25 protein-coding genes are annotated in these 24,064 nt (G+C 60.9%); 11 read left to right on the top strand and 14 right to left on the bottom strand.

Annotated elements, in window-relative coordinates:
* Positions 1–227: 227 nt before the first annotated feature.
* Together ileS and NJU76_RS07370 are read right to left on the bottom strand one after the other, a co-directional pair.
* Positions 228–3,434 (bottom strand): isoleucine--tRNA ligase, encoded by a 3,207-nt coding sequence (gene ileS, locus NJU76_RS07375; RefSeq protein WP_254532124.1) that lies wholly within the window; start codon positions 3,432–3,434, stop codon positions 228–230.
* Positions 3,435–3,524: 90 nt separating this feature from the next.
* Entirely contained in the window at positions 3,525–3,755 is a 231-nt protein-coding gene (locus tag NJU76_RS07370) for a DUF8151 family protein (protein ID WP_254532123.1), read from the bottom strand.
* Between the two features lie 118 nt (positions 3,756–3,873).
* Between NJU76_RS07370 and NJU76_RS07365 the strand changes: the two genes are divergently transcribed.
* Positions 3,874–4,545 (top strand): uracil-DNA glycosylase, encoded by a 672-nt coding sequence (locus NJU76_RS07365; RefSeq protein ID WP_254532122.1) that lies wholly within the window; start codon positions 3,874–3,876, stop codon positions 4,543–4,545.
* Positions 4,546–4,611: 66 nt separating this feature from the next.
* Here the strand turns inward: NJU76_RS07365 and NJU76_RS07360 are convergent, their stop codons facing one another.
* The 3 genes from NJU76_RS07360 to NJU76_RS07350 all read right to left on the bottom strand — a co-directional run bounded on the left by NJU76_RS07360 (position 4,612) and on the right by NJU76_RS07350 (position 7,155).
* Complete coding sequence (locus NJU76_RS07360) at positions 4,612–5,313, bottom strand: glycerophosphodiester phosphodiesterase (RefSeq protein WP_254532121.1); 702 nt, start codon at positions 5,311–5,313, stop codon at positions 4,612–4,614.
* Positions 5,314–5,500: 187 nt separating this feature from the next.
* Positions 5,501–6,181: an NTP transferase domain-containing protein gene (locus NJU76_RS07355; protein ID WP_254532120.1), complete on the bottom strand. Its 681-nt coding sequence runs from the start codon at positions 6,179–6,181 to the stop codon at positions 5,501–5,503.
* Positions 6,169–7,155, bottom strand: a complete 987-nt coding sequence (locus NJU76_RS07350; RefSeq protein ID WP_254532119.1) for a CDP-glycerol glycerophosphotransferase family protein — start codon at positions 7,153–7,155, stop codon at positions 6,169–6,171. The genes NJU76_RS07355 and NJU76_RS07350 overlap by 13 nt, the downstream gene beginning before the upstream one ends.
* A gap of 313 nt (positions 7,156–7,468) precedes the next feature.
* Between NJU76_RS07350 and NJU76_RS07345 the strand changes: the two genes are divergently transcribed.
* Positions 7,469–7,888, top strand: coding sequence for an HIT family protein (locus NJU76_RS07345; protein ID WP_254532118.1), 420 nt, complete (start codon positions 7,469–7,471; stop codon positions 7,886–7,888).
* Positions 7,889–8,052: 164 nt separating this feature from the next.
* Positions 8,053–8,280 (top strand): hypothetical protein, encoded by a 228-nt coding sequence (locus NJU76_RS07340; RefSeq protein WP_254532117.1) that lies wholly within the window; start codon positions 8,053–8,055, stop codon positions 8,278–8,280.
* A gap of 1 nt (position 8,281) precedes the next feature.
* On the opposite strand, the gene NJU76_RS07335 is transcribed toward NJU76_RS07340, so the two are convergent.
* From NJU76_RS07335 to NJU76_RS07315, 5 genes are all read right to left on the bottom strand, one after another.
* Entirely contained in the window at positions 8,282–9,301 is a 1,020-nt protein-coding gene (locus NJU76_RS07335; protein ID WP_254532116.1) for an A24 family peptidase, read from the bottom strand.
* 142 nt (positions 9,302–9,443) lie between these two features.
* Positions 9,444–10,598 (bottom strand): ABC transporter ATP-binding protein, encoded by a 1,155-nt coding sequence (locus NJU76_RS07330; protein ID WP_254532115.1) that lies wholly within the window; start codon positions 10,596–10,598, stop codon positions 9,444–9,446.
* A 31-nt stretch (positions 10,599–10,629) separates the two neighbouring features.
* Complete coding sequence (locus NJU76_RS07325) at positions 10,630–11,577, bottom strand: carbohydrate ABC transporter permease (RefSeq protein WP_254532114.1); 948 nt, start codon at positions 11,575–11,577, stop codon at positions 10,630–10,632.
* A complete protein-coding gene (locus NJU76_RS07320) occupies positions 11,574–12,563 on the bottom strand; it encodes a carbohydrate ABC transporter permease (RefSeq protein WP_254532113.1) in 990 nt (329 codons plus the stop codon). Before NJU76_RS07320 ends, NJU76_RS07325 begins: the two co-directional genes overlap by 4 nt.
* 19 nt (positions 12,564–12,582) lie before the next feature.
* Positions 12,583–13,767, bottom strand: coding sequence for an ABC transporter substrate-binding protein (locus NJU76_RS07315; protein ID WP_254532112.1), 1,185 nt, complete (start codon positions 13,765–13,767; stop codon positions 12,583–12,585).
* A gap of 372 nt (positions 13,768–14,139) precedes the next feature.
* On the opposite strand from NJU76_RS07315, the gene NJU76_RS07310 reads away from it, so the two are divergent.
* Positions 14,140–14,646 (top strand): HPP family protein, encoded by a 507-nt coding sequence (locus NJU76_RS07310; RefSeq protein WP_254532111.1) that lies wholly within the window; start codon positions 14,140–14,142, stop codon positions 14,644–14,646.
* A gap of 406 nt (positions 14,647–15,052) precedes the next feature.
* Here NJU76_RS07310 and NJU76_RS27000 read toward each other — a convergent pair whose 3' ends face one another.
* The 3 genes from NJU76_RS27000 to NJU76_RS07300 all read right to left on the bottom strand — a co-directional run bounded on the left by NJU76_RS27000 (position 15,053) and on the right by NJU76_RS07300 (position 16,544).
* Entirely contained in the window at positions 15,053–15,748 is a 696-nt protein-coding gene (locus NJU76_RS27000) for a DUF8008 family protein (RefSeq protein ID WP_486642018.1), read from the bottom strand.
* 84 nt (positions 15,749–15,832) lie between these two features.
* The gene (locus tag NJU76_RS26995) at positions 15,833–16,030 is read right to left on the bottom strand and encodes a hypothetical protein (protein ID WP_425604297.1); all 198 of its coding nucleotides are present in this window, start codon (positions 16,028–16,030) and stop codon (positions 15,833–15,835) included.
* On the bottom strand, positions 16,020–16,544 hold the full coding sequence (locus NJU76_RS07300) for a hypothetical protein (RefSeq protein ID WP_254532110.1): 525 nt from the start codon (positions 16,542–16,544) through the stop codon (positions 16,020–16,022). Before NJU76_RS07300 ends, NJU76_RS26995 begins: the two co-directional genes overlap by 11 nt.
* 233 nt (positions 16,545–16,777) lie before the next feature.
* Here NJU76_RS07300 and NJU76_RS07295 point away from each other — a divergent pair, with 233 nt between their 5' ends.
* Positions 16,778–17,038, top strand: coding sequence for a MarR family transcriptional regulator (locus NJU76_RS07295; RefSeq protein WP_254532109.1), 261 nt, complete (start codon positions 16,778–16,780; stop codon positions 17,036–17,038).
* A gap of 143 nt (positions 17,039–17,181) precedes the next feature.
* Positions 17,182–19,155 carry a PAS domain S-box protein gene (locus NJU76_RS07290; protein WP_254532108.1) on the top strand — a complete coding sequence of 658 codons (1,974 nt, stop codon included), beginning with the start codon at positions 17,182–17,184 and terminating at the stop codon, positions 19,153–19,155.
* Positions 19,156–19,434: 279 nt separating this feature from the next.
* On the opposite strand, the gene NJU76_RS07285 is transcribed toward NJU76_RS07290, so the two are convergent.
* Positions 19,435–20,433, bottom strand: a complete 999-nt coding sequence (locus tag NJU76_RS07285; protein ID WP_254532107.1) for an IS110 family RNA-guided transposase — start codon at positions 20,431–20,433, stop codon at positions 19,435–19,437.
* A 654-nt stretch (positions 20,434–21,087) separates the two neighbouring features.
* On the opposite strand from NJU76_RS07285, the gene NJU76_RS07280 reads away from it, so the two are divergent.
* From NJU76_RS07280 to NJU76_RS07260, 5 genes are all read left to right on the top strand, one after another.
* On the top strand, positions 21,088–22,176 hold the full coding sequence (locus tag NJU76_RS07280) for an amidohydrolase family protein (protein ID WP_254532106.1): 1,089 nt from the start codon (positions 21,088–21,090) through the stop codon (positions 22,174–22,176).
* A 1-nt stretch (position 22,177) separates the two neighbouring features.
* On the top strand, positions 22,178–22,558 hold the full coding sequence (locus NJU76_RS07275; protein WP_254532105.1) for a Rieske (2Fe-2S) protein: 381 nt from the start codon (positions 22,178–22,180) through the stop codon (positions 22,556–22,558).
* Entirely contained in the window at positions 22,555–22,875 is a 321-nt protein-coding gene (locus tag NJU76_RS07270) for a hypothetical protein (RefSeq protein ID WP_254532104.1), read from the top strand. Before NJU76_RS07275 ends, NJU76_RS07270 begins: the two co-directional genes overlap by 4 nt.
* A 458-nt stretch (positions 22,876–23,333) precedes the next feature.
* Positions 23,334–23,555: a hypothetical protein gene (locus NJU76_RS07265; RefSeq protein ID WP_254532103.1), complete on the top strand. Its 222-nt coding sequence runs from the start codon at positions 23,334–23,336 to the stop codon at positions 23,553–23,555.
* A 310-nt stretch (positions 23,556–23,865) separates the two neighbouring features.
* Positions 23,866–24,042 (top strand): ribbon-helix-helix domain-containing protein, encoded by a 177-nt coding sequence (locus tag NJU76_RS07260; protein WP_254532102.1) that lies wholly within the window; start codon positions 23,866–23,868, stop codon positions 24,040–24,042.
* Positions 24,043–24,064: the final 22 nt, after the last annotated feature.

Here is a 24,064-nt window from a genome sequence, read left to right as displayed (position 1 = left end):
GCACCGTTGCGACGGCCGCGAGACTCGCCGGAACGCCGAACTCTGGCATCCCGTCGAGTCTCGCGGCCGTCGTCGTTCCGGACGATAAGTCGGGCCAGCGTCTATCGACTCTACCTCTGGCCCGGTCGACTGGGTCCCCGAGAGATCCACGCCGGGGTTGCCATTGATCGACCCGACGCTGTCTGAGAGCGATCCGACGAGCACCACAGGTACGAGAGCGACGCCGACTAGTCAGACGCTTCCGCCGCTGCCAGCGGCTCGATGGCGATTTCCATCGTCACACCGTCGACGTCCCACTCTTTGCGGTGACCGTCTTCGACCGTCCGGAGTTCGTCGGCGCGGACCTCCTCACCGATCAGGTCCTCGCGCTCGGCGACCAGCTCGGCGACCCGAACGTCGTCGATGTCGAGGTCGAGTGCGATCCGCTCTTCCACGTCGAGGTCGAGGTCCTTGCGCATCTCCTGGACGCGGCGAATGACCTCGCGGGCGTAGCCCTCGCTCTCGATGTCGTCGGTTAGCGAGACGTCGACGTAGACCACGCCGCGGTCGTCGCCGTCGGTACCGAACGCGGTGCCGGCGACGCCGTCGGGCGTCTGGGTGACGAACGAGACCATCTCGTCAGTGATGGATTCGTCGTCCTCGAGGTAGTCGTCGACGGCAGTCTCGATCGATTCGAGGGTCGGCTCGTCGATGCGAGCCTCGTTGAGCGCGTTCATGACCTGCCCGGCGCGGTCGCCGAACGCCGGGCCAAGCTCACTCATGTCGGCCTCCGCGCTGTACTCGAGTTCGCCCCATCGGTCGTCGGGCGCCACGAGTTCGACCGCGCGCGCATTGAGCCGATCCTCGAGGAGGCTGGTGTGGCGCTCGACGGCCTCGACGACTCGTTCGTCGTCTGCGGCGACGACCACTCGCGCCACCGGCCAGCGCAGCTTGCGGCCAGCCTGCTGGCGGGCGTTCGCGCCCGCTTCCTCGATCGCCCGGAGGAGTGCGACGTCCTCCTCGAGCTGTTCGTCGACCCAGTACTCCTCGACGGCGGGCCAGTCGGACATGTGGACGGTATCGTACTCGGCGTCGCCGGTCACTGTCCCGTAGATCTTCTCGCTGATAAAGGGCGCATATGGCGCGAGGAGGGTGACGCTCTCTCGAAGCACGCGGTAGATCGTCGCGTAGGCTGCCGTCTTCGAGGCGCTGTCTTCTTCCTCCCACATGCGCTCGCGGACGGCCTGCACGTAGAACCGAGAGACGTCCTCGACGATGAACTCGACGAGCGCGTCGACGGCGCGGTCCTGTCGGAAGTCCTCGAAGTGCTCGGTCATCTCGGCTTTGGTGGACTGGAGCCGGGCCAGCACCCACTCGTCGATCAGCTCGAGATCGTCGTCGACGTTCGAAAGGCCTGTTTCCTGCGGATCGAACTCGTCTAACCGCATGTACGGCAGCGGGAACCGGAAGACGTTCCATAGCGTCCGAAGGTGGTTCTCCATTGTCTGCATGCCGTTCCAGGAAAAGCGCATGTCGTCGCCCTGCGGGTTGTTCGACAGCAGGAACATGCGCATGACGTCCCGGCCGTGACGATCGATCGCCTCGTGCGGGTCGATCAGGATGTCCTTGGACTTCGACATCGCCCGTCCGTCCGGCATCAGCGCGTGGCCGTGCATCAGCACCTCTTGATAGGGAATCTCGCCGATCGCGGCGGTTCCCATCCCCAGCTGGGACCAGAACCAGCCGCGTGTCTGGTCGTGGGCCTCGAGGATGAAGTCCGCCGGCCAGAGTTCGTCGAACTTGCTGTCGTCAGAGGGGTAGTCGAGGGTCCCCCACGACGCGACGGAAGAGTCGAGCCAGACGTCGAAGACGTCGGGAACGCGCGTGTAGGTCGTCCCGTCCTCGGTGATGGTCAATTCGTCGACCGTGTCCTTGTGGAGGTCGACGTCCTCGGGGTCGATGACCTGATCGACGCGCTCCGCGAGTTCTTCGCGCGTTGAGATAACAATCATGTCCTCGTCGTCATCTCGATCCTCGGGCGTCCAGATCGGGAGCGGGATTCCCCAGTAGCGCTGCCGGGAGACGTTCCAGTCGGGCGCCTCTTCGACGAAATCGCGGAACCGACTGTCGCGGGCCCACTCGGGGTGCCACTCGCTGTCCTCGATGTTCGCGAGGAGGTCGTCTTTGATGTCAGTGATCGTGATGAACCACTGGTCCGTGACGATCTGGAGGATTCCCGTGTCACAGCGCCAGCAGTGGCCGTAACTGTGCTCGACGGTGCCAGACGCAAGCAGCGCACCGTTGTCGTCCAGATCCGCCATGATTTCGTCGTCGGCGTCCTTGACGAACTGTCCCGCGTACACGCCCGCTTCGTCGGTGTAGACGCCGTCCCCGCCGACCGGACAGAAGATCGGGAACCCGAGTTCGCGGCCGCGCTCGAAGTCTTCCTCACCGTGACCGGGTGCGGAGTGAACGAGGCCGGTCCCATCGCCGTGAACGTCGACGTAGTCGGCGGCGTAGACCTCGAGTGCGCCCTCGTGGGTCGGATGTTCGGGGACCTCGTCGGACAGGGGGTGCTCGTACGACCAGCCGATCAACTCCTCGCCGGTGCGTTCCTCGACGATTTCGTAGTCCTCGTAGCGGCCCTCACCCAGGACGTCCTCGACTTTCGGTTCCGCGACGTACAGGAGTTCGTCGTCACCGTCTTTCTCGGCGCGAACGCCGACGTACTCGCCCTCTTCGTCGACCGCGACGAAGGTGTTCGCCGGGATCGTCCATGGGGTCGTCGTCCAGATGACGATCGATCCCCCGCGGTCCGTCAGGTCGAATTTCACGTAGACCGAGGGGTCCTCGACGTCTTCGTACTCGACTTCGTTGTTCGCGATGGCCGTTTCACAGCGCGGACACTGGGAAATGGAGCGATGCCCCTTCTCGACCAAGCCGCGATCGGCGGCCTTCGAAAAGCCCCACCAGGCTGCCTCCATGTACTCCGGGCTGACCGTTCGATAGGGGTTCTCCCAGTCCATCCAGACGCCGAAATCCTGGAAATCCGACTGAAGTCCCTCGAGTTGCTCCTCGGCGTACTCTTTGCAGGCTTCGATGAAGTTCTCCTCGCCGTACTCCTCGATATCCTTCTTGTTCTCGAATCCAAGTCGCTCCTCGACGCGGGTCTCGATGGGCAGTCCGTGCATGTCATAGCCCGGGCGGTCCGTCACGTCGTACCCCTGCATCCGGAGGTAGCGGATGTAGACGTCCTTCAGCGACTTGTTCCAAGTCGTCCCCATGTGCGCCGACCCCGACGTGTACGGCGGGCCGTCGACGAAGAAGTAGGATTCACCGTCCGATCGGTGCTCGACCGTCTGTTCGTAGGCGTCGACGTCGTCCCAGTACTCGAAGATCCGCTGCTCGAGTCGGTCTGGGTCGTACTGGTCGTCGACCTCGCCGAACCTGCTCATACCCGACCTAACCGCCTCCGGGAGTAAAGAGGAATCGATATCGCGGGTCGCTCGTCTCCGCTCTCTCACCCGGACCGAAGCCGTCTTAGCCTAGACGTATTCCGAGAGAACCTTCTGGTAGCCGAGTTCGTATGCGCCCGCGTAGAGCATGACGCCGCCGAGCACGGCGAGCCACAGCGCGATCATGGCCTCGCCTGCTCCCAGATGCTGGACGCTCGCCTGTTCGACGAGGACGCCGCCGACCGTCAATACCCCGGCGACGATCGTATAGACGACCAGCGACAGCGATTCCGCGAGTAGTTCCGGACCGATGGATGTCATTAGCGGTCTATTACCCATCCACCGAAGGTAAACCTGTCCCCTCGCGTGCGACGCAACTGCACGATTGCGGCCGTGCCGAACCGATTCGCACTCGGCTATCGCGGACGGACGGGTGAATGTGCCCGCATCCGACTCCGATCCCGAATCGACTCGCATCGACGAACCTGCCGTTCCGGCCAGTCGCAACGTTCTCGAGGCGGACTGTTCGCGGTGTTCGGCACTGGCCGACTCTCGGGAGTGTATTTCGTGGGGAACTGGCAGTCTCGAGGCAGACATCGTGGTCGTCGGTGAGGCGCCCGGCTACGGAACCCCCGAGGCCGACCGCTGGCGCGGTGGCAACTGGACCGGCAAGGCTTACACCTCGCGTCACTCCGGCCGTCGAATTCGGCGCATGCTCGAGCGAATCGGCTACGATGACGAGGCTTATTACACGAACGCGGTGAAGTGTTTCCCGGCCGACCCGGACGACCCGACAACGAACCGCGAACCGACGCCCGAGGAACGGGCGAACTGCCGACCCCACCTGCGAACCGAACTCACCGACGTCGATCCGACGGTCGTTCTCGCGACCGGCAAACACGCCACGTCGACCATACTCGCGGCCGAGGGGCGCGAACTCGATGGCTTTCTCGACCGCGTCCTCGAGCCAGTGTGGTGTGAGCGACTCGAGGTCTCCCTCGTCCCGATTCTGCACCCGTCGTATCAGGACATCTGGATCGCCAGGCTCGGATTCGAGCCGGAGGAGTACCTCAAGGCGATTCGGGACACACTCGACGAGATCCGTCGCTGAGTCGACGGATAGCCGACGGACCGCGCCGAAGCCGAGTCGCGCGGCCCGAATTCGCATATCGGATCGCTACAGCCGCTGTGGTTCGGCAGTTGCTGCGAGCGAGGGTGGCGAAACGTCCCACCGATCTGCGGTGACCCCATCGACGTCGGCCTCGTACAGGGCGCGCACGTCGTCGACCGTTCGCGCCGCCTTCCAGGCGATGACGTCGAGTCCGTGGTCGCGTGCCGCGGAAACGACGTCGGTGTCGATGCAGAGATCGTAATGCGGACCCACGTGGGTACACTCCAGATCGACGGCTCGAGAGAGGTTGGTATCGGGCTCTTCACCGAAGAGGAGACCGTTCGGAACGTCTAGACAGCTTGCCTGTACTTCCGCGAGAGCGTCGGGAAGAAACGACGTGACGCGGACGTCTGCGCCGGCCGCCATCGCGAGTTGCATCGCGTCGGCGGCGAGACCCGTTTCTTTGAGTTCCATCTGCACGGTCGTCCCGTCCGGAATGGCATGTAGCACTGTCTCGAGACGGGGAATCGGTTCCCCGGAGTCGAGGACAGTGAGTTCGGTGAGGTCTGACCAGGACGTCTCGGCGACGCGGCCGTCCGCGTCGGTGACGCGCTCTAGGGTCTCGTCGTGGAACACCACGAGTTCGTCCGACTCGCACCGTCGAACGTCGATCTCGACTGCGGGAAGCCGTCGGGCAGCTTCGCGGATCGCGAGGAGGGTATTTTCCGGGAACTGATCTGCACAGCCACGATGGCCGATAATCTCCATCTATCGGGTTCCCATCAGGCAACAGCTATCAATATTGTGGTTCCCGATCGTTTCCATGACGTTTGTACAGAATGTTCTCGGATGGTGACCATCACGTCAGTGAACGTCCGGTGGTAGACGACCGTGTATCATCGCCGCTTGAGGTCGTCGCGTCCGAGGCGGTCGATTCCCCCTCATTGACCGCCGATCACGCACACTGAATCCGCTCGGATGAGAGCCACGCTCGAGCCCGCTCGAGGTCGAGCGGTCGATTGATCTCGATGTGTCGGTCGGCCGGGATCAACAGCGGTCGTGTCGGCGTCCGCGGGTACACGCAGGGATACCAGTCGTGGAGCCGTTCGCGCAGAATTCGGATTGCCGACGACCGATGGTGGCGGCTCACGATGCCAAATCCGGCGTGCTGGTGACCTTTGATGAGCCCGTAGGCCGTCACGCGTCCAGAATCGTCCCAGCGAATCGCCGTCTCCGAGTCCTGCAGTCCGGGGATACACCCGACGATGTTGAAACGGCCCGACAGAGCGTCGAACTCCGCCGCGAGCTGATCAATTTCGCGTTCGTCGACGAGCACGTCGCCGTTCAGAACCAGTATGTCGTCGTCGATTCGTCTGAGGGCGAGCAGTAACGACGCGGCGTTCTCGTAGCTGGCCCACGCCCCGAGAACGATCGGATCCTCGGGCTCATACCTGTCGAGAACTGTCTCGTGGTGATATCCCAGCACGACGCTCGTTCCGTCGACGTGTGGATCGAGCAGGGCGCGCTGTCTGTCGTACAGGGTCCGACCGTCGAACTCGAGGAACGCTTTCGGGAGGTCGTCGGTGTAGTGTCCCATCCGTCGGCCCCGGCCCGCGGCCAGAATCACACCGTGCATTGGCACACCTCCCTCGCGGCGCGCTCGCTGGCTCGTCCGTCCATCGGAATGCCGAGAAACTGAAGCCACGACGCCTGGCGCCGCTTCACGGTCGGAGGGGCGCCGTTTCTGTATAGATCGTCGACGAGTTCGAGGCCGAACGCGTCTGTCGTGACGCCGATACGGGGGATTTCGCGGTCCAGTGCGTCGATATTCGTCAGTTGAACGAGCGGGCGGCCCGTGTGGAGCCACTCTGTGATCGAGCCTGAGTAATCCGAGATGAGGACGTCCGATCGACGCATGCTCTCGACGGGCGTCGTGGCCGTATCGAATACGACGTTCGATACGTCGGCGATTAGCTCTCGGCACTCACGAGTAACGGGGAGACCCGGTCCTTCGCGCCTATCGGTCGGATGGGGGCGAAAGAGAAGTTCGTACGCCGTATCGGCGAAGCACTCGATGATCGAGCGGGCAGTGTTCGCGTACGTGCCTCGGCCGACCTGATAGTTGGTCGGCGCGTACAGCACCCGGCGCGCTCGAGGCGCCGGCGCATCGACCAGCGCGTCGGCTTCCGGGACGCCGACGACGGCGATCCGAACGTCCGGCGGTGCGGCGGCGCGGTACGCTCGCGCCCAGCGTTCCCCGGGTGCGAGCGCGGCGTCGACGTGCTCGAGAATCGTCTTCGACGTGACCTCGATCTCACCACGACCGATCGACGCGCCGTGTCGAACGTGGACGAGCGGATACTCCTCGTAGAAGGTGAACCGATCGATACCGAATCGGTGGTTGTAGACGACGACGGCGGGATCGATCGATCGCACGTTCTTGTCGACCGCATCGGGGTTCTGCACCTCGATTTCCGTAATGTGGTCGCTGCAATTCAGCGCGTCCGCTCGAACCGGAATGTACGCCGACTCGACGTCCACGTGCCGGTCGATCGCTTCGAACGTCTTCCGCATGAACGGTCGCTCTATCGCGTACAGTACCTCTACCATGCTATGAACCACCAACGAGTGCGCCGCTTTGCGCCGTCGCCCGGTCACTGTCCCTATCAGTACGCCGGGAGTTACCGAGCGGACCGAGCAATCGTGTCGCATACTTCGGCAACAGATATAGTCTTTTCAGTATTTTTCTCACCACGTTCAGTTTCGTACGAATTCCGCCGAAAAAGGACACAATTCTCGTCCAGATGGAGACGACCATCGAGGGACGGAATTCCCGCACCCGTCCGACCGGTCGGCACCGCAGGACGAGCGAAACGCCATGCAGCGAGTAAGCTACTTACGACGAGCCGACACATATTCGCGTATGAGTACGATCTTCAGCAAGATCGTCGAGGGGGAGATCCCCGCTCGAGTCGTGTACGAAGACGAGACGACGATGGCCTTTCTCGACGCCAATCCGCTGGCCCCCGGCCACACGCTGGTGATTCCGAAAGACGAGTACGAGCGGCTGAACGACGTCCCCGACGACCTCGTGACGAATCTCTACGCGACGATCCACCGCATGGTCCCCGCCGTCGAAGAAGCGGTCGACGCCGACGCGACCACCGTCGCGTTCAACAACGGTGAAGCCGCGGGCCAGGAGGTGCCCCACGTCCATTGCCACATCGTGCCCCGCTTCGAGGGCGACGGCGGCGGCCCGATCCACGGCGTCGTTGGAGACCTTCCCGAGCTTTCGGACGACGAACTCGACGAGATCGCCGGCAAGATCGAGTCTCGAGCCTAACGGGGCCGCAATCCGTTTCTGACGCACCGGTCGATAACCGCGTCCGAGAACCGCTTCTGAGAGCGCGTTCCACACCGACTCGTTCGGCACCGACTCGACGGTCACACGTGCTCGAGCGCCGGGACGTTTTTACCGGCCGCGCGCGACTCTCGCGTATACCTCGTATGACTATCGCCGGTTTCGTGGCCCAGTTCCGACGACATCCGATTACCACGGCCGTCGAACTCGGCAGCGTCCTCGTCTGTTGTCTGCTGTTCGCGGGCACGTTCGTCCTCCTCTCGAGGGGGCCTCCGATGGGCCGTGGCGAGCCGTGGCTGGTTTTGATCGGGGTCGGCGTTGCCTTCGTCTTCTTCTGGACGGTCCTCGTACCGCTGTACGATCGGTTCCGCTGAGTTAGAACAGGGTCCCCAACAGCAGGTCGCCGTAAACCAGCGCGATCACCAGTCCGGCGAACACCGGCACGAGAAACGGCGTCCCCGGCGAGACCCAGACCGTCTCCTCGGTCACGAGGACTTCGAGGCCGTCGCGAAGCGTTCCCGGGGCCGTCCCGTATGCCGATCCCTCGATATCGTCGAGGAACGCCTTGGCCCCCCACGGGTCCTCGAATTCCGCCGTCTCGCGGGTCGCTTCCGAAGCGCAGTTCCTGTCGGGCTGCTCGAGCGCTCCGCCGTCGCCTCGAGTGTTCGTCTCTGCGGTCACCGCGCCGTCGGTCGGTGGGTTCGGTTCGGCGGGCACCGTTGCCGGATTGCGGTATCGATCGGGGCACTTGCGCAGGTCCGAAAGCGAGAGTCCTCGCCAGCGGAGATACATCCGCAGGGCGTCGAGATCGAGTCCACCGCGAGTGAGTCCCGTCGGCGCCTCGAGCAACTGACCGTGGGTCGTCGGAATCTGCTCCCAGGAGACTGGCCAGCCGACGATCATGATCGGGGAGATCCGGCCCGCGGCAGCGTTTCGAACGGCGAGAACGACGGGCAGGGCGATACCGACGAGAACGGCGTTGGTCAGAATGGAAAACGAGTATGCCCCGATCGGTATCGGCTCGAGCGGAACCGTCACCGAGCCGAGCGTGTATTCGGGAACCGTCGGAAACAGCACCGCCAGTACGAGTAGCGCTTTCGCGTCGGCCCCACCGAAGCCGCCGAACCACCAGAACAGGTACGCGATCGGGACGACAAGCCCCAGACTGATCGCCGTCGGTACGAGGAAACCCACGGTCCAGCCGTCCCCGCCGGCGGTCCAGGCAAGCCAACCGTCCCATACTAGCACCAGCGTGCCGAGAAGGGAGAGAGGGACCCAGACGGTACTCGAGACACGTCTCGTCTTGATGTCTCGAACTGCGACCCACGCGAAGACGGGAATGGCGACGAGCCGAAGGAGGTCCGGCCCCGTCGCCGAGACGCCGGGGAGTGTCACGGCAGTCACTCTCGGGTGAAGCAGCGTTACGTTTTCGGCTCGGTGGAACACTGAGATCGACTGCGCGGATCACAGGAGAGTCCGCTTCGACTGCCGTCAGCGACGAGGTCGATGGCCCCTCACGAGGTTCCGAACCGGGAACTCAGGTTGAGGCGACACCGTCGACGTCGCCGAGAGAGCGGTTCTTGAGGGCGTGCCCGTTGCGCTCGTCGAAGAGGTGTATCGACTCTGGCGGAATCGTGGCGACGACGCGGTCGCCGCTCGAGACGTTTCGCATCCCGCTGATAGTGACGATGAACATCTCCGGATCCGGGCTGTCGTCGTCGGCGAATCGGAGGTAGACGTTGTTCGATTCCCCGACCGGTTCGACCACGTCGACGACGCATTCGAAGTTGTGGTCGCCGAACGCGGTCTGCTTGTCGTGGAACTCGATATCCTCGGGCCGGACGCCGAGCGTGAAATTCGTCGCCTCGTCGAGCGACGCTCGGATTTCGTCCGGGAGCGGATACGTGACACTCTCGTTTGTCAAGGAGTCGCCCGACAGCGTCACGTCGAAGAAGTTCATCGACGGATCGCCGATGAACCCGGCGACGAATCGGTTGTTCGGCGTGTGATAACACTCGAGCGGCGTGCCGACTTGCTGGAGCACGCCGTCGTTGAGGATGGCGATGCGATCGCCCATCGTCATCGCTTCCGTCTGGTCGTGCGTGACGTACACCGTCGTCACACCGAGGTCCTCCTGGATCCGCTGCAGTTCCGTCCGCATCGTTGCACGGAGCTTGGCGTCGAGGTTCGACAGCGGCTCGTCCATCAGGAACGCGTCCGGGTCACGGACGATGGCACGGCCGAGCGCCACCCGTTGTTGCTGGCCGCCCGAGAGTTCCGAGGGTTTGCGATCGAGCAGTTCTTCGATGCCCATCATCGTGGCCGTCTCCTCGACGATGGCCGCGATTTCGTCATCGAGCATCTCGGTCGACTCCTCCAACCCGAAGCTCATGTTCTGTCGGACGGTCATGTGCGGGTACAGCGCATACGACTGGAACACCATCGCGATGTCCCGGTCGGCCGGCGAGACGTCGTTGATGAGCCGGTCGCCCAGGCGAATCTCGCCGTCGGAAATCGTCTCGAGGCCGGCGATCATCCGGAGCGTCGTCGACTTCCCGCAGCCGGACGGACCGACGAGGACGAGAAACTCGCCGTCGTCGATCGTGACATCCACGCTGTCGACCGCGACGACCTCGTTACCGCTGCCTTCGTTGAATACCTTCGTTACCTCATCGAGCGTTAGTTCTGTCATAGTGGATCACCTGTGGAAGTACTGCCTGTGTTCATGTTACCACTCCTTCGGCGAACTTGTCACCGAACAGAATGTACACGATCAGCGTCGGAAACGCCGCCACCAGCGCCGCCGACATTCGCAGCGGGAAGTTCGTTCCGGACTGAGATACGCCGATACCCACCAGTTCCTGCGTCACGACCGACGCGTCGCCAAACTGGATGATGGTCAACGCGAACAGGAGGTCGTTCCAGACTTGCGTGAACTGGTAGATGAAGACGACTGCGAACATCGGGACCGACAGCGGAAGCACGATGCGACGGTATATTTTCGACACCGATGCCCCGTCGAGTCGGGCCGCCTCGATCATCTCGCTCGAGAGTTTCTTGTAGTGGGCACGGAACAGGAGCGTACAGATCGGAATTCCGTACGCTGTGTGGGTGATGATCAGCGCCACCAGCTTCCAGTGGTATTCGCGGACCATCGGAATGCTGGCGAGCGGGAGGAACATCGTTCGCAGCGGCACCACGTTGTACCAGAATTGGGTCAGCGGCACCACGGCCGCCTGATAGGGGATGAAGATGCCGGCGACGAACAGCATGTAGATGCCGATCTGGCCGCGCCAGTCGACGTTCGTCAGCCCGTACGCTGCCATGCTGCCCAGCAGCCCCGACAGGATCGTGGCCGGGATGACGAGGATGAAGCTGTTGACCAGCCCTCTCGCCAGTCCGTCTACCGCATTCCCGAACGACTGGAACGAAAGCGTTCCGGTGCCAGGTACCAGCGGTTCGAGCGGCGGAAAGAACGGGTACGAGTTCGGCCCACCGTACGTTTCGGGGTGCGTGATGGCCGTCATCAGCCCCGTTTCGATGGGGATGAGATAGAACACCGCCATTCCACCCAGAACGGCGTAGAGGACGGCCCGCGTGAGGCCAACGCCAGATTCGGTCTCGTCGCCGGTCGCCGTACTCTCGCCGGTCGTCGCGCTTGCGCCGCTCATAGGTCACCTCGTCGATACTGCGAGTAGACGTACGGTGCGACGATGAACAGCGCCATCACGAACAGGATGACGGCGATAGTCGACCCGTACGCCCAGTTCTGATTCTCGTATGCAACCCTGATCATCCGCGTCGCGAGGATGTCCGCCGACGGACCGGGTTGGTAGCCGTACATCGAATAGAGGAAGTCGAATGCCTTGAGGGCGAACACCATGATGACGACGAGCGCGCTCACGGTCGCCGTTCGAAGCTGTGGGACGATGACCCGCCAGTACATCCGGACGGTGCTCGCACCGTCTACGCGTGCCGCCTCGAAGTGGCTCGAGGGGATGCCCCGCAGCGCCGCCAGGTACACGATCATGGCGTAGCCGCTGTACTGCCAGATCAGTGCGAATGCGACGGCCCAGAGCTTCAGCTCCGGGTTCTGAACGATCTCGATCGGCCCGATTCCGAACATCCCGAGGGCGACGTTGATCACTCCGGTATCCGGGTTGTACATGTAGAGCCAGAACTTCGCCGTGACGACGAACGAGAGGCTCATCGGGAGCAGGTAGATCGTTCGGAGCGTGTTCTCGAAGCGGATGTTCCGGTCGACGAGAATCGCCAACAACAGGCCGAGCGCGAGACAAATGACCGAGAACACGATCATCAACAGGACCGTGTTCGTCGCGGAGTTCCACACCGGATCGATCGTCAGGTCTGACCACGTCGGCGTCCCGCCCTTGAATGCGACGACATAGTTCTCCAGGTCGAGAGAGCTGTAATCCGGACTCCCGAGGCCAGTGAAGTCCGTCAACGACAGGAGGACGTTCCAGGTGACTGCGCCGTACACGAACAGTCCGACAAGCAGGAACGGCGGCAACCAGAAGGGAGCCGAGCGGATCGAATCGCGACGTAGCAGCGAGCGCTGAGACGATACCTCACCGCCGTCGGTGCGGACGTCGCTGCCGAACCAGCGGTTGCGAAGTCTGGTTATAAAATTGCGCATAATTCTTGTGAGCCTTCTCTTACTCGAAGGCGTTTACGAGAGCGTCTGCAGTCGCGTCGGGATCGGACGACTCGAGGAAGCCGCTGAACGCACTGCTGATGTTGGTCTTGACAGCCGGTTTGATAGCCAGTCCGTGCTCGATCGATGGCGGTTGGTTGTCCGCGTTCGTGAAGTCGTCGTACTGATCCTGTTGGAACGTGTTGAGCTCCGAGACGTCGGCGTCCTTCCGCGGCGGAATGGATCCCTTCTGCTTGTTGAACAGGACCTGCGCTTCGGTACTGCCACAGTAGCTGAGGAAGGTCTTGGTCGCCTCCGGGGACGGATTGCCGTCGAAATAGGGGAATGAGTCCATGTTCAGCAGATAATTTCCGCTCGAGCCAGGATAGGTGATCTGGCCCCAGTTCTCGCCGTAGTTGAACCCATCTTCGCCGCTGTACGCGCCCGCCGCCCAGTCGCCCTGGTGGATGAACGCGGCGTCGCCTTCCATAACCATCGTGTTGGCCTCGGTGAAGCCGATCGACGAGGCATCATCCGGATAGTACTCGCTGAGCTCGACGACGTTCTCGAGTGCGGTGCGGACCTGATCGACATTGCCATTCCCTTTGATGAACGCGTTGTAGCCCTCGATACCGGCCTGTGCGAGCAGGATCGTCTCCCACAGCTGACCCGTCGACCACGTCCCGCTGGTTTGCTGTGCGAACGGTACTGCTTCGGTGTTCTGCGAAATGGTCTCGCACGCATCTACGACGTCGGCGGGAGAGGACATCGACTCGGGATCGACCCCCGCCTCGTCCAGCACCGTCTTGTTGTAAAAGAGGTTGTTGATGCGGTGGATGTTGATCGGGACCGTCACGTAGGTCCCGTCGAACTGGGCCTGCTGTTTCGGGCCCGAGAGGTAGTTGTTCTTCAATTCGTCGTTCCACACGTCGCCCTCGATGCCGGCGTACGCATCACCGAACTTCGTCAGGGTCTTCCCGGGCCACGTCTGGAACGTACTCGGCGGATCGTTCGACTGCAGCCGGTTGGAAACGACCTGATCGAGGTTGTCCCGAGCGGCGCCGTTTACCGGCTCCTCGGCGAAGCTGACGTCCGGGTGGGCCTCCTGAAATCCTTCGACGAGCGCCTTGATAGCTTTTTTACCGTCGCCCGAAGACCACGCGTGAAGCAACTCGATTTCGGACGACCCCGACGAGTTTCCGCCCATACAGCCGGCAATCCCGGCGATTCCTGCTACACCAGTCGATTTGAGTACGGTACGTCGCGATAGTACTGTGTCCGTTCCTGTCATAGTTGTTGTTGATCGTACGTGCCCACCAATTCCGGAGCAGATCCCCCTTGCTGGAGCGCCCCCGTGTTACGCTTTGACGACACGTGCAAATAACAAATACATCCTTACGAGTAAATCTTTTGGTACGCTATCGTCCTTTATACAATGGGTTTGAACAGAAATTGTTAGCGTACAAAACAGAACTCCTTTCCGACAGACGGAATCGATCGGCGGTCGTATTCCTGAACTCGAAACCCCGGACTCGAGACAACGAACGGTATTTCAGCCCACGTCGAGAACGGAGCGGGCATGAGAGAGGAGGCTCCGTTTTCGACGCTGTACGTGGGCGCGTTACTCGCCGTCCCCGGGCTACTGGCCTGGGTGACCGGACGGGCGCTCCTCTTTCCAAGCCTGGGTCCCTCAGCGTTCCTGTTAGCGACGGTCCGGACCGGCGAGGTCACCAGTCCGCGACGAGTAGTCGGCGGGCACGTGATCGGGGTACTCGCCGGACTCGTCGCCTACCACACCATCGCGCCCGGGCTCGAGGTGACCGCGAGTGCGCCAATGCTCACGGTGGCACAGCTCCGACTCGTCGCCAGCGGGATTCTCGCCGCCACCCTCACCTCGGGCGGGATGCTCGCGACCGAGACAGTCCACCCGCCCGCCTGCGCGACGACGCTGATCGTCTCGCTCGGCTTGCTCCCGTCGGTCGTCGACGGCGCGCTCATCGTCTTCGCCGTCGTCGTCCTCGTTCTATTGCACGCGCTGGTGACCGACACACAGTCGTTCGCGACGCACCGCGCTCGCGACGACTGAATCCGCCGTCGTTCCCACTCGGCATCCCAGCGATCGAAGAGCGAGTTCGAACCGGTGAGCCACGGCACCCGATCGCTCGATCACCCCGGCGGTGGTCGACGACGGCACAGAACCCCTTCGCTTCGACTCGGGCAGTTCGAAATCGAGGATGCGCTTCTCATCACCGGCACGTTCGCCTCCGTGACACGGCCGTCCGTTTCCGTCGCTCCCATGGACACTCGTCGTCGCCGGTGTGACTCACAGGGGCGTCTCGCGATCGACTGCCGAGAACTGCTCGAGGAACGATACCCAAGACTATCGACCCGCTCAACCGTCCGCTCGCACGCTGTGTCTCGGTGGATCGGGTGCGAGATGAAACCGCTCTCGGGGGAGTGGGCAGCGACCCGTCCACGGTCACCCGCGGACGTCAGCCGTCTCCGGGTGCGGTCGATTCGCTCGCAGTTGACGTCGCCTCGGTATCGGACGTCGTCGTAGCTGATCTACTCGAGACGTCCGTCTCTGTCGGCGTTACTGACTCGTTCGCAGCCGTTCGCTCGCCGGGAATCTCCGCGTCCGCAGGGAGGATCAGGCGACGTTCCACGTACTCGAGGCCGTTCGTCCGCTGGGTGCGTTTCCGGACCGCCAGCCGGTGCTTCGAGAGGTCGAGGGTCGCGTCGATCGTCCTCGAGACTAGCTTCTTCGCGTAGGCGTCGCTGATCCCCGCCTCCTGTCGGCGAATCCAGTGTTTCAGGTCGGAGGCCGTGACGAACTCCTGGACGCCCTTGCAGCCGTCCGTCCAGGGATCGTCGCCGACGGTCGGGTCCGTCCTGGCTCGCCACAACTTCGCCGCGAGTCGCGTCGGCAGGGAGTTCGCCGCCGACCGGCGCATGTCCTCGTCCATCCGGGCGAACTGCTGAATCGGTAGCAGATCCCCGTGGGCGAGTGCCACACCCTCCCGTCCGTCGAGCGGATCACTCGAATCCGGCACGCGATAGTAGGTGCCGCCGCCGTCCTTGGTGATTTTCTCCACGTGATCCGCTACGATGTCGATTTCGTGGGGGTCTACCGTGTCGGTCTGGAGATGGGCTCCCTTCTCGAGTTCGCGCGACTGTAGCTCGCGAATGCGCTCCTTGTTCGCGTCCGCTTTTTTCAGGGCCGCCTCCGCGGCACGTTTCGCTTCCCTCTGCTCGGATTCGCACTCGGTCGCTCACTCTTCCAAATCGCCGGTCTCGGTCTCGAGGTGCTCGACCGTTCGCTCGAGTTCGGATATCCGCTCGTCCTTTCGGGCGCATTCAGATTCGAGGGCCGTGATTCGGTCCGCCAGCGCCTCGAGGCGCTCGGCCGTGCGTTCGTTTTCAGTGGCGGGAAGCCGATTGTCCGGGTCGGGATTCAGATTACTCCCCATCGCGATCACCGCCGTCGTGCTCGTCCGCGTCGCAATTGCCCGCCGACGTGGTCGCTTCGGACCCGTCGTCACCCTTCACCAGCTGATACACGGCTAGGTCCGGCCCCAGATGGGACGTCGTCCCCGAGCCCCCGCTGGTAACCGCCGGGATGTCGCCGTCCGAATCCCCGCTCGAATCGTCGCCGGTCGGCGAACGCAAGACGATCAATTCGAGTTCCACCCGCCTGGTCTCCGCGTCGATCGCTCGTAACTTCCGAGTCACTCTCCGGCGCGTCCACTCGTCGATATGGTCGACGGCATCCGGTTCGTCGGTGCGACGGACGTCCGCGAGCACGCCACGCACGAGTTTCGAGATCGTCTCGAGGCGTTTCGGAATGGGTGACTCGTTTGGACTGGTTGCGGATTCGGACTCTGGTTCCGTTCGTTCGCCGCCGTCGGTGATGGCTCGAGCGTTCGTGTTCGATGCGCGCGGTCGGTCGGGGCTTTCAAGGCCCCGCAAATCGTCCTGACTCATGGCTTCCGTAGGGTGTTTACGGAAGCTGTCGCGGATCGGTGGGGCTAGCACCGGCCCGCTATTCTGCCATTCTGGAACCGAGAGAGTTACTGATAGCTTCCGTGCTTTTGATTATAACCTGTAGGAACATAAATCTGATCCACGAACGTAGTTTTCATCAAACCATGTTAGTGGTTCACTCACCACCAGATAGTACTGATTTTTCCGTTCCGGTTGTGGGATATCGTGAAAAGATGGTCGAGCGGGTTCCCTGGATGACTCCAGCCGACTACGAGATTATGCTCTTTTTTGAGGAACATCCAATTCTACTCTCACCACGAGTAATAGGGACAAATATCGAGTACGACCGTCAGTACGTGAGTAAACGCTGTCGAAAACTTTCCAAAGCCGAGTTGCTCGAGGTAGTCGACACCGGGCTCTACCAGTTGTCCGATACCGGACGAGCGTATCTCGAGGGTGAGCTCGACGTAAGCGAACTCGAGTCGGACTCCTAACCATAGTCCGACTGGCTGACCTGTGAAATTTAATGAAACTCACAACAGTTGATATAAACGGCCTGCTGCATAGAGAGGATCTATCAGAAGAATAGAACGTTGCTCCCGACAAAGTTTTCCGCCCTTCCAAGGATAAAACGGTAATGGTGAATGGGCCAGAAGAGGACTCGTCCTTTTCGCAGAAAGACAGGGAGGACTCAGCTGAAGGTCGCGGATGCCCACCGGAGCATCGTGACCACCAGTTCCGTGCCCTCGTCGACGCCGTCGAGGAGTACGCAATTTTCCGCCTTGATCCCGACGGCTACATCATCAGTTGGAATTCTGGTGCCGAACGCATCAAAGGTTACGACACCGAGGAGATTCTCGGCGAACACTTCTCGACATTTTATACCGAGGAGGACCGTACCGCCGGCGTCCCCGAAGAGAACCTCGCCGCTGCAGCCGAGCAGGGCTCCACCGAGGACGAAGGCTGGCGTGTCCGGAAGGACGGATCACAGTTCTGGGCGGACGTCACCATCACGGCTATCCGTGACGAAGACAACACCCTCGAGGGATTTGTGAAGGTCACTCGCGAGATGACCGAGCGTCGCGAGCACGAGGAACAGCTCCGGAAGCAGGCGGAACGCCTCAAACAACAACGGGACGAACTCGAGGCGGAGATCCTCGAGATTTTCGATCGCGTCGACGAGGCGTTCTTCGCTCTCGACGACGAGTGGCGTATCATCTATGTGAACGACTGTGCCGCGGAGCTGGTGCGGCTCTCCCCGGGGGAGTTGATTGGGGCCCGCGTCTGGGATGTCCTTCCCGAGGTGGCCGACGGCTACCCACGAGAGATGGCTGAGGAGGCGATGGCGACCCAGGAGCCCGTGGAGTTCGAATTCCATTCTGACCTTCTCGATATCTGGATGGAGATCCGAACATACCCGTCCGAGTCCGGGATGTCCGTCTACGTCCGCGACATCACCGAGCGAAAGGAGCGAGAGGAGGCCCTCAGAGAGAGTGAGGAGCGCTACCGGTCGTTGACCGACGACGTCCTCGACACCTCCGGGGTTGGAACATTCATTCTGGATTCGAACTTCGAGATCGTCTGGGTCAACGAGTCAATCGAGGAGTATTTCGGGCTCGAACGGGAGGAGATCGTCGGTCGAGATAAGCGTGCAGTCATCGAGGCGGACATCGCCGGCATCTTCGAGGAACCCGAACGGTTCGCCGATCGCGTGCTCGCCACCTACGAGGACAACACCTATACCGAGGAGTTCGAGTGTCACGTCCTCGGCGAGGACGCCCTCGAGGAACGGTGGTTACATCACTGGAGCCAGCCCATCGAGACTGGGCTCTACGCGGGTGGCCGCATCGAACACTACACTGACGTCACCGATCGCCGGTTCTACGAGGAGCAACTCGCTGAGACGGTCGAGAAGCTCGAGGAGTCGAACGAGCGGCTCGAACAGTTCGCCTACGTGGCCTCCCATGATCTCCAGGAACCCCTCCGCATGATATCGAGTTACCTCCAACTCCTCGAGAATCAGTATGCTGACCAACTCAACGAGGATGCCGAGGAGTTCATCGACTTCGCGGTTGACGGCGCTGACCGGCTGCGGGAGATGATCGACGACCTGCTCGCGTACTCGCGGGTCGATACCGAGGCCAAACCGCTTGAACCCACGGACTGCGAAACGGTCGTCAAGGACGTGCTCAGGAACCTCGAGCGACAGATCGAGGAGAACGACGCCGAGATTGCTGTCGAATCGCTGCCGACGGTCCACGCCGATCGGGAGCAACTCGAACAGGTGTTCCAGAACCTCGTCTCGAACGCCATCAAATATCGAGGCGAGGAACCGCCGGAGATCGAGATCAGCGCCGAACGCGACGCCGAGGAGTGGGTGTTCCAGGTGGCCGACAACGGCATCGGGTTAGATTCCGACTACACCGACCGAATCTTCGACGTGTTCGATCGACTCCACACCCACGAGGAGTACCCTGGAACCGGCATCGGATTGGCATTGTGTCGGAAGATCGTCGAGCGCCATGGTGGCGACATCTGGGTCCAGTCAGAACCAGGGGAAGGATCGACCTTTTCGTTTACTCTCCCTGCCGAACAGGCTTCCAATAATTGAGACGCCGACAATTCTACCGTGAGGGTTGGCTCCAGTATGCGTGGTTCGCTGCTGGATATTCGCTATCTATTCACCTATGGAAATTCTGCTGGTTAAACAAACCACGTTTGCTAAGATAATTCTTCGGGCGACGAGGACTCGCTACAGTCTTCGAGCGGAGAATCGACAACCGGCGAACCGATGGCTACTGTAACAGCCATCAGGCGGGAGACTTCTTGTTAGTGAGAGCAGTCGCTAACGTTACCACCAACCGGCCAATGAGCGCCGCCCCGGCGGCGCTCAGGCACTCATCCCTGGTGGATCGTACACCTCCTCACGGTCCAGCATATGATACATTGAAACCAGCAGCTTCCGAGCGGTTGCTACAATCGCTGTTTTCGAGTTCTTCTTTCGGGCTAATCGGTTGTAAAACCGGCTAAGGTACTCGTCTTCGCACGTATGAACCGCTGTGTACGACGCTTGAACAAGCAGCCACCGAACTCGCCCTGACCCTCGTTTCGAGATACTTCCCTCAAACCGCGAGTCGCCAGACTCGCGGATTATCGGGTTCAGCCCGACGTAGCTTACGACCTCCTTGGCCCGATCAAACCGGGCGACCTCTCCCAACTCCGCGTAAATCGTCAACGCTGTAAAGTAACTCACGCCAGGAATCGTCATCAGGAGCTGGGTCTCCTTCAGAGACCCAGCCCGTTCCTCGATCTCCGCTTCCAACGACTCAATCTGCTCGGTGAGCGCCTGAATGAGTTCCAGATACGACTCCAACAGCGCATCCCACGGCGCCGGGAGCGAGAGTTCCGCGAGGAACTCTCGTCCCTTCACACTCAGCGGTTTCACCTCCTGAGTGATCCCGTGATCACTCAACAAACCATGGATCTTGTTCGCATACTCAGTCCGGTTCTCAACGAGCTTCTGGCGCCCGCGCACAAGTGCGCGGGCTTGCCGGACCTCATCGGTTGGAACGTAGCTTTCAGGGATTGAACCCAACCGAACCATCCGAGCGAGTTGTTTCGCGTCGACGCGGTCAGTTTTCTCATCTGAGTCGGAGATCAGTTTTAATTCGCCTGGATTGGCGACGGTCACATCCAGATACTCTGAAAGCGTATCGTGGATGTGGTAATAGTTGCTGGTCGCTTCAAGCGCGGCTTTTGACCCAGCGTACTGCTGGGCAAAGTCGTCGAGGTTCGCGTTTTCGACGCGAACCTCTTCGACGACCTCACCGTTTTCGTCCAATACTGCGATTTGTGAGTACCGTTTGTGTACGTCGATTCCGATGAACATTGGATTCACCTCGGAACGCTGGTGCGTGAAACAGAGATTCACCTATGCGGGCTTTCCCGACTGCCGCTCCTGGCGGCAGTCGGGCTGTACTGCCCAGGACTCGGCTTCCTACGCACTCGGACCAGTCAACAGCACGTGCTTTGGGGCACGGAATAGATCTCGGTCTCTTGCGTCCCATACTTGTTTCACGCTCTTATGGGATAGCAGAATTTCCATCGAGTCAGCAGTAGCTGAACATCCTGACCAGCCTCTGACAGAAAATGGGTGCTAAATTGAGAGAATGGGTGCACCACAACCGTCAGGACGAGATGAGAGAAATATCGAAATTCGACATGTCGACTACGACCGGAACTCGCAAGTAATGGTACGGGCGGTGAGTCGTAGTCCAATCTCACTCCAGTGGAGTGTGCTCGTTCTTCGATACCCCATCATAGTCCGCGTCTAACTGTTGTCAGAAGGTGCGCGCTGACTACAGTGGATGTTCGTCGCGCGACCGCGAGTTGCTTCAGGGATTCGCATCGAGCAGCCTGTTTGACAGACGGGCGAAGAATTCGCATCAGTGGTGATCTGTTGGGAAAGAGACACCAGTGCGCAACCGTGCGAAAGGGGCCCTGCAGCCGAAATTATTTCCGGACAGAAGTGATCCGGTTGCGCATGACTAGCACAGCAGAGGATAGTGGAGCGTTCGAGGAGGCGACGGTCGTCGATACGGACGTTCACCTCTCCATTCCGTTCGACGAGTTGGCCGAGTACTGTGAGGAACCGTACCGGTCGATCACGAAGTATCCAACCTACACGCCGGTTCACAGAGGCGGATGGAACCGCTATATGGGCGGAAAGATCGAAATCGAAAAGGAAAACGTTCGGAGTGCGGATGCGCTGTACGAGAAAATCTGTGTCGAGTTCGGAATCGATTACCCGCTCATCAACGCCTTTCCGGTACTGAATTCGGTCCCTGAAGACGACCGGGCAGTCGAATTGATGTACGCCTATAACGATTATTTGCTCGAGAATTACCTCGACGAGTACGACCAGTTCCTCGGACTCTGTACCGTCGCGACCCATGACCCGGCGGCCGCAGCCGAAGAGATCGACCGAATGGAATCGGAACGATGCATCGAAGGACTGTACCTGCTCAACAGTGGTGCCCAGCCGCCACTCGGTGATCCCGTGTACGACCGGATCTATCAGGCTGCCGAGGACAACAACCTCCACGTTGCGTACCACGCCTCAGCCGGCGCCCCCTTCGCGAAGGACTTTCCGGTGCAGGATACGCAGTTCAACCGATTCCTCGAAAATCACATGCTCGCCCACCCATGGGCGCACATGATGACGATGTCAAGTCTCATCGTCAACGGCACCCCGGCGAAATTTCCCGACCTCAACTTCTCGTTCCTGGAGGCGGGGGTTAGCTGGGTTCCCTATATGATGTTCCGGTTCAACAAAGAATACTCGATGCGGCGCAGCGAGGCGCCACTCCTGGAGAAAAGCCCCGAGGAGTATATCCGGGACCAGTTCTATTTCTCCACTCAGCCCGTCGGAGAGCCGAATGACCCGGCAGACCTCCAGCAGATAATCGATGTTCTCGGTCCCGAGTCGCTCATGCTCTCGACGGACTATCCCCACTGGGACTTCGATCATCCTGACGCCCTCGATCAGCAGATACGTCGATTCGGCGACGAGAAGACGAGAGAACGAGTCCTCTCGGGAACTGCCATAGAGGCGTTCGACCTCTCGATCTGAAATGGTGGGGACAGCTACCGAGCGCCACGTTGTGGCCGAGGCCGACGAAATCGCCGACGGTGAGCGGATCGTGACGCAAATCAAGGGTCGAGAGATCGCCATCTTCCACCAGGACGGAGAGTACTACGCCTATCTGAACTGGTGTGCTCATCAAGGAGGTCCGTGCGGCGAGGGTGCCCTCACCGGGACCGAGATTGCCTCCTACGACCGGGAAACCGGTGAAGTTGAGAGCCGCTGGGAGCGGGAGGGCGAGATCCTCAATTGTCCGTGGCACGGCTGGGAGTACGATCTGACCAGCGGGGACTGTCTCTCCAGGAAGGGTGTGACGCTCCCGTCGTATTCGGTTGAGATCGAGGACGGCGAGGTGGTCATCGTACTGTGACCGGGACCGACAAGCCGAAGTGGTGGCGCGATAACGAACGACTTCGAGCGGAGATGGGACTGGCGGAGTACCGGCCGCCACGGTTCGCCGATGGGGTGTATACCCACGAGGTCGTCGATCCACTTGAAGCGACTCACAATTGCCGAATTCAGTTCATCGGGGTAAATACCCGCTATCCCGACGACTGGGAGGTTCGAATCGATGGAACTCCCGCGTTCGAGATCGGTCGTCATCGCGACGAGAGCGGGAACACGGTCTACGAGATGACCGTCGGGGCGTTCCGCGAAGCAGTCGATGAACATTTTGCAAACGAGTGAACTACCCCACCCTCCCGCACTCGGGTCTCCCCGTCCCTCGCTTGGTGCGGTTGGGGCTTCCTCGTTCAACGACAGGGCCTGCAGGAACCGATCCCACAGCGTCCACAAGACGCGGAGCGTCTCGTGCGGCCCGGCAGAACGCCGTGGCGTTCTGTGGATGGTCTCAGTCTCCGGAGGCGAGTTCCCGTGACAGGCGGTTCGGAGCGTCCCACTCCTCCCAAATCAACACTCGGCCACAACCGCCGTTGCACGCTTCTTGTCGCGTTTGAACAACGACAGGGCGTGGTGAGTACCTTACTATCCACCTTGCCGAAATGGTGGTAAAAGAGACGATTCAGACGTAAACAATTCATGCGGGCGGTGTATCCCCTTCTTTAGCGAGCGACGCGAGCAGGGAGGGGTTTTCTGTCCTCGATTACAGCTAAAAGAATATACCGTTCCGAGGGTAAACTGTTGCAATGATATCATCAGAAGGCCTGAAGACGTGGTTCGACTATGAACTCCTCTTCATGGCACTTGCCATCTCGCTTCTCGTTGGCATCTGGGGCATAAATCAGCTCGCCAGATATGTGGCGAGTCTTCCACTCACAAGCCCACAATTTGCCCTCGCTTTCACGGCAATCGCCACTGGCACGATCATATTTATAATCTGGCTCACAGGACGGATAACTGATCAATAATCAGACCTCCTTTCCAGTCGCTTCTCCGGAGACGTAGATGACATCAACGCCCGGGGAAGAGTGCTATGATACCGACACAGCTGGTACCGACGATGCCAGGTACGTTTCGATCGGGTACTTCGAGGCGGCTATCGACCAGGTCCTGCGACAGAGAGCATAGTTCAATGGTACCGTTTCAGACACGCTAGTCTGGAAGGGGTTTCCCGACCCGAATCGGAGGCTGAACGAGCCAGTGCCTCAGTTTCCGGCTGAGCGCTGCGTCCCGAGCCGACGGCTTAAGGTGTGGGCATACGAACGCATACCCAAACTAATGCCCAAGATTAGCGTCGAAATTCCGCAGGAACTCCTCGATGATCTGGACGAACACGTCGGGGACGACGGAAAATTCGTCAACCGTAGCGACGCGATCCGCGCGTCGATCCGCAAAACCCTGGATCTCTTAGACGAAATCGACGAGCGTCACGACCGACTCGAGGATCGGGAGTAGCAGTAGCCCGGTGGCCGTTCAT

The sequence above is a fragment of the Natrinema gelatinilyticum genome (genome assembly GCF_024266705.1).
GTDB classification, from domain to species: Archaea; Halobacteriota; Halobacteria; order Halobacteriales; family Natrialbaceae; genus Natrinema; species Natrinema gelatinilyticum.
The sequence above is the reverse complement of the archived record's forward strand: the minus strand, read 5'-3'. Positions and strand labels throughout refer to the sequence as shown.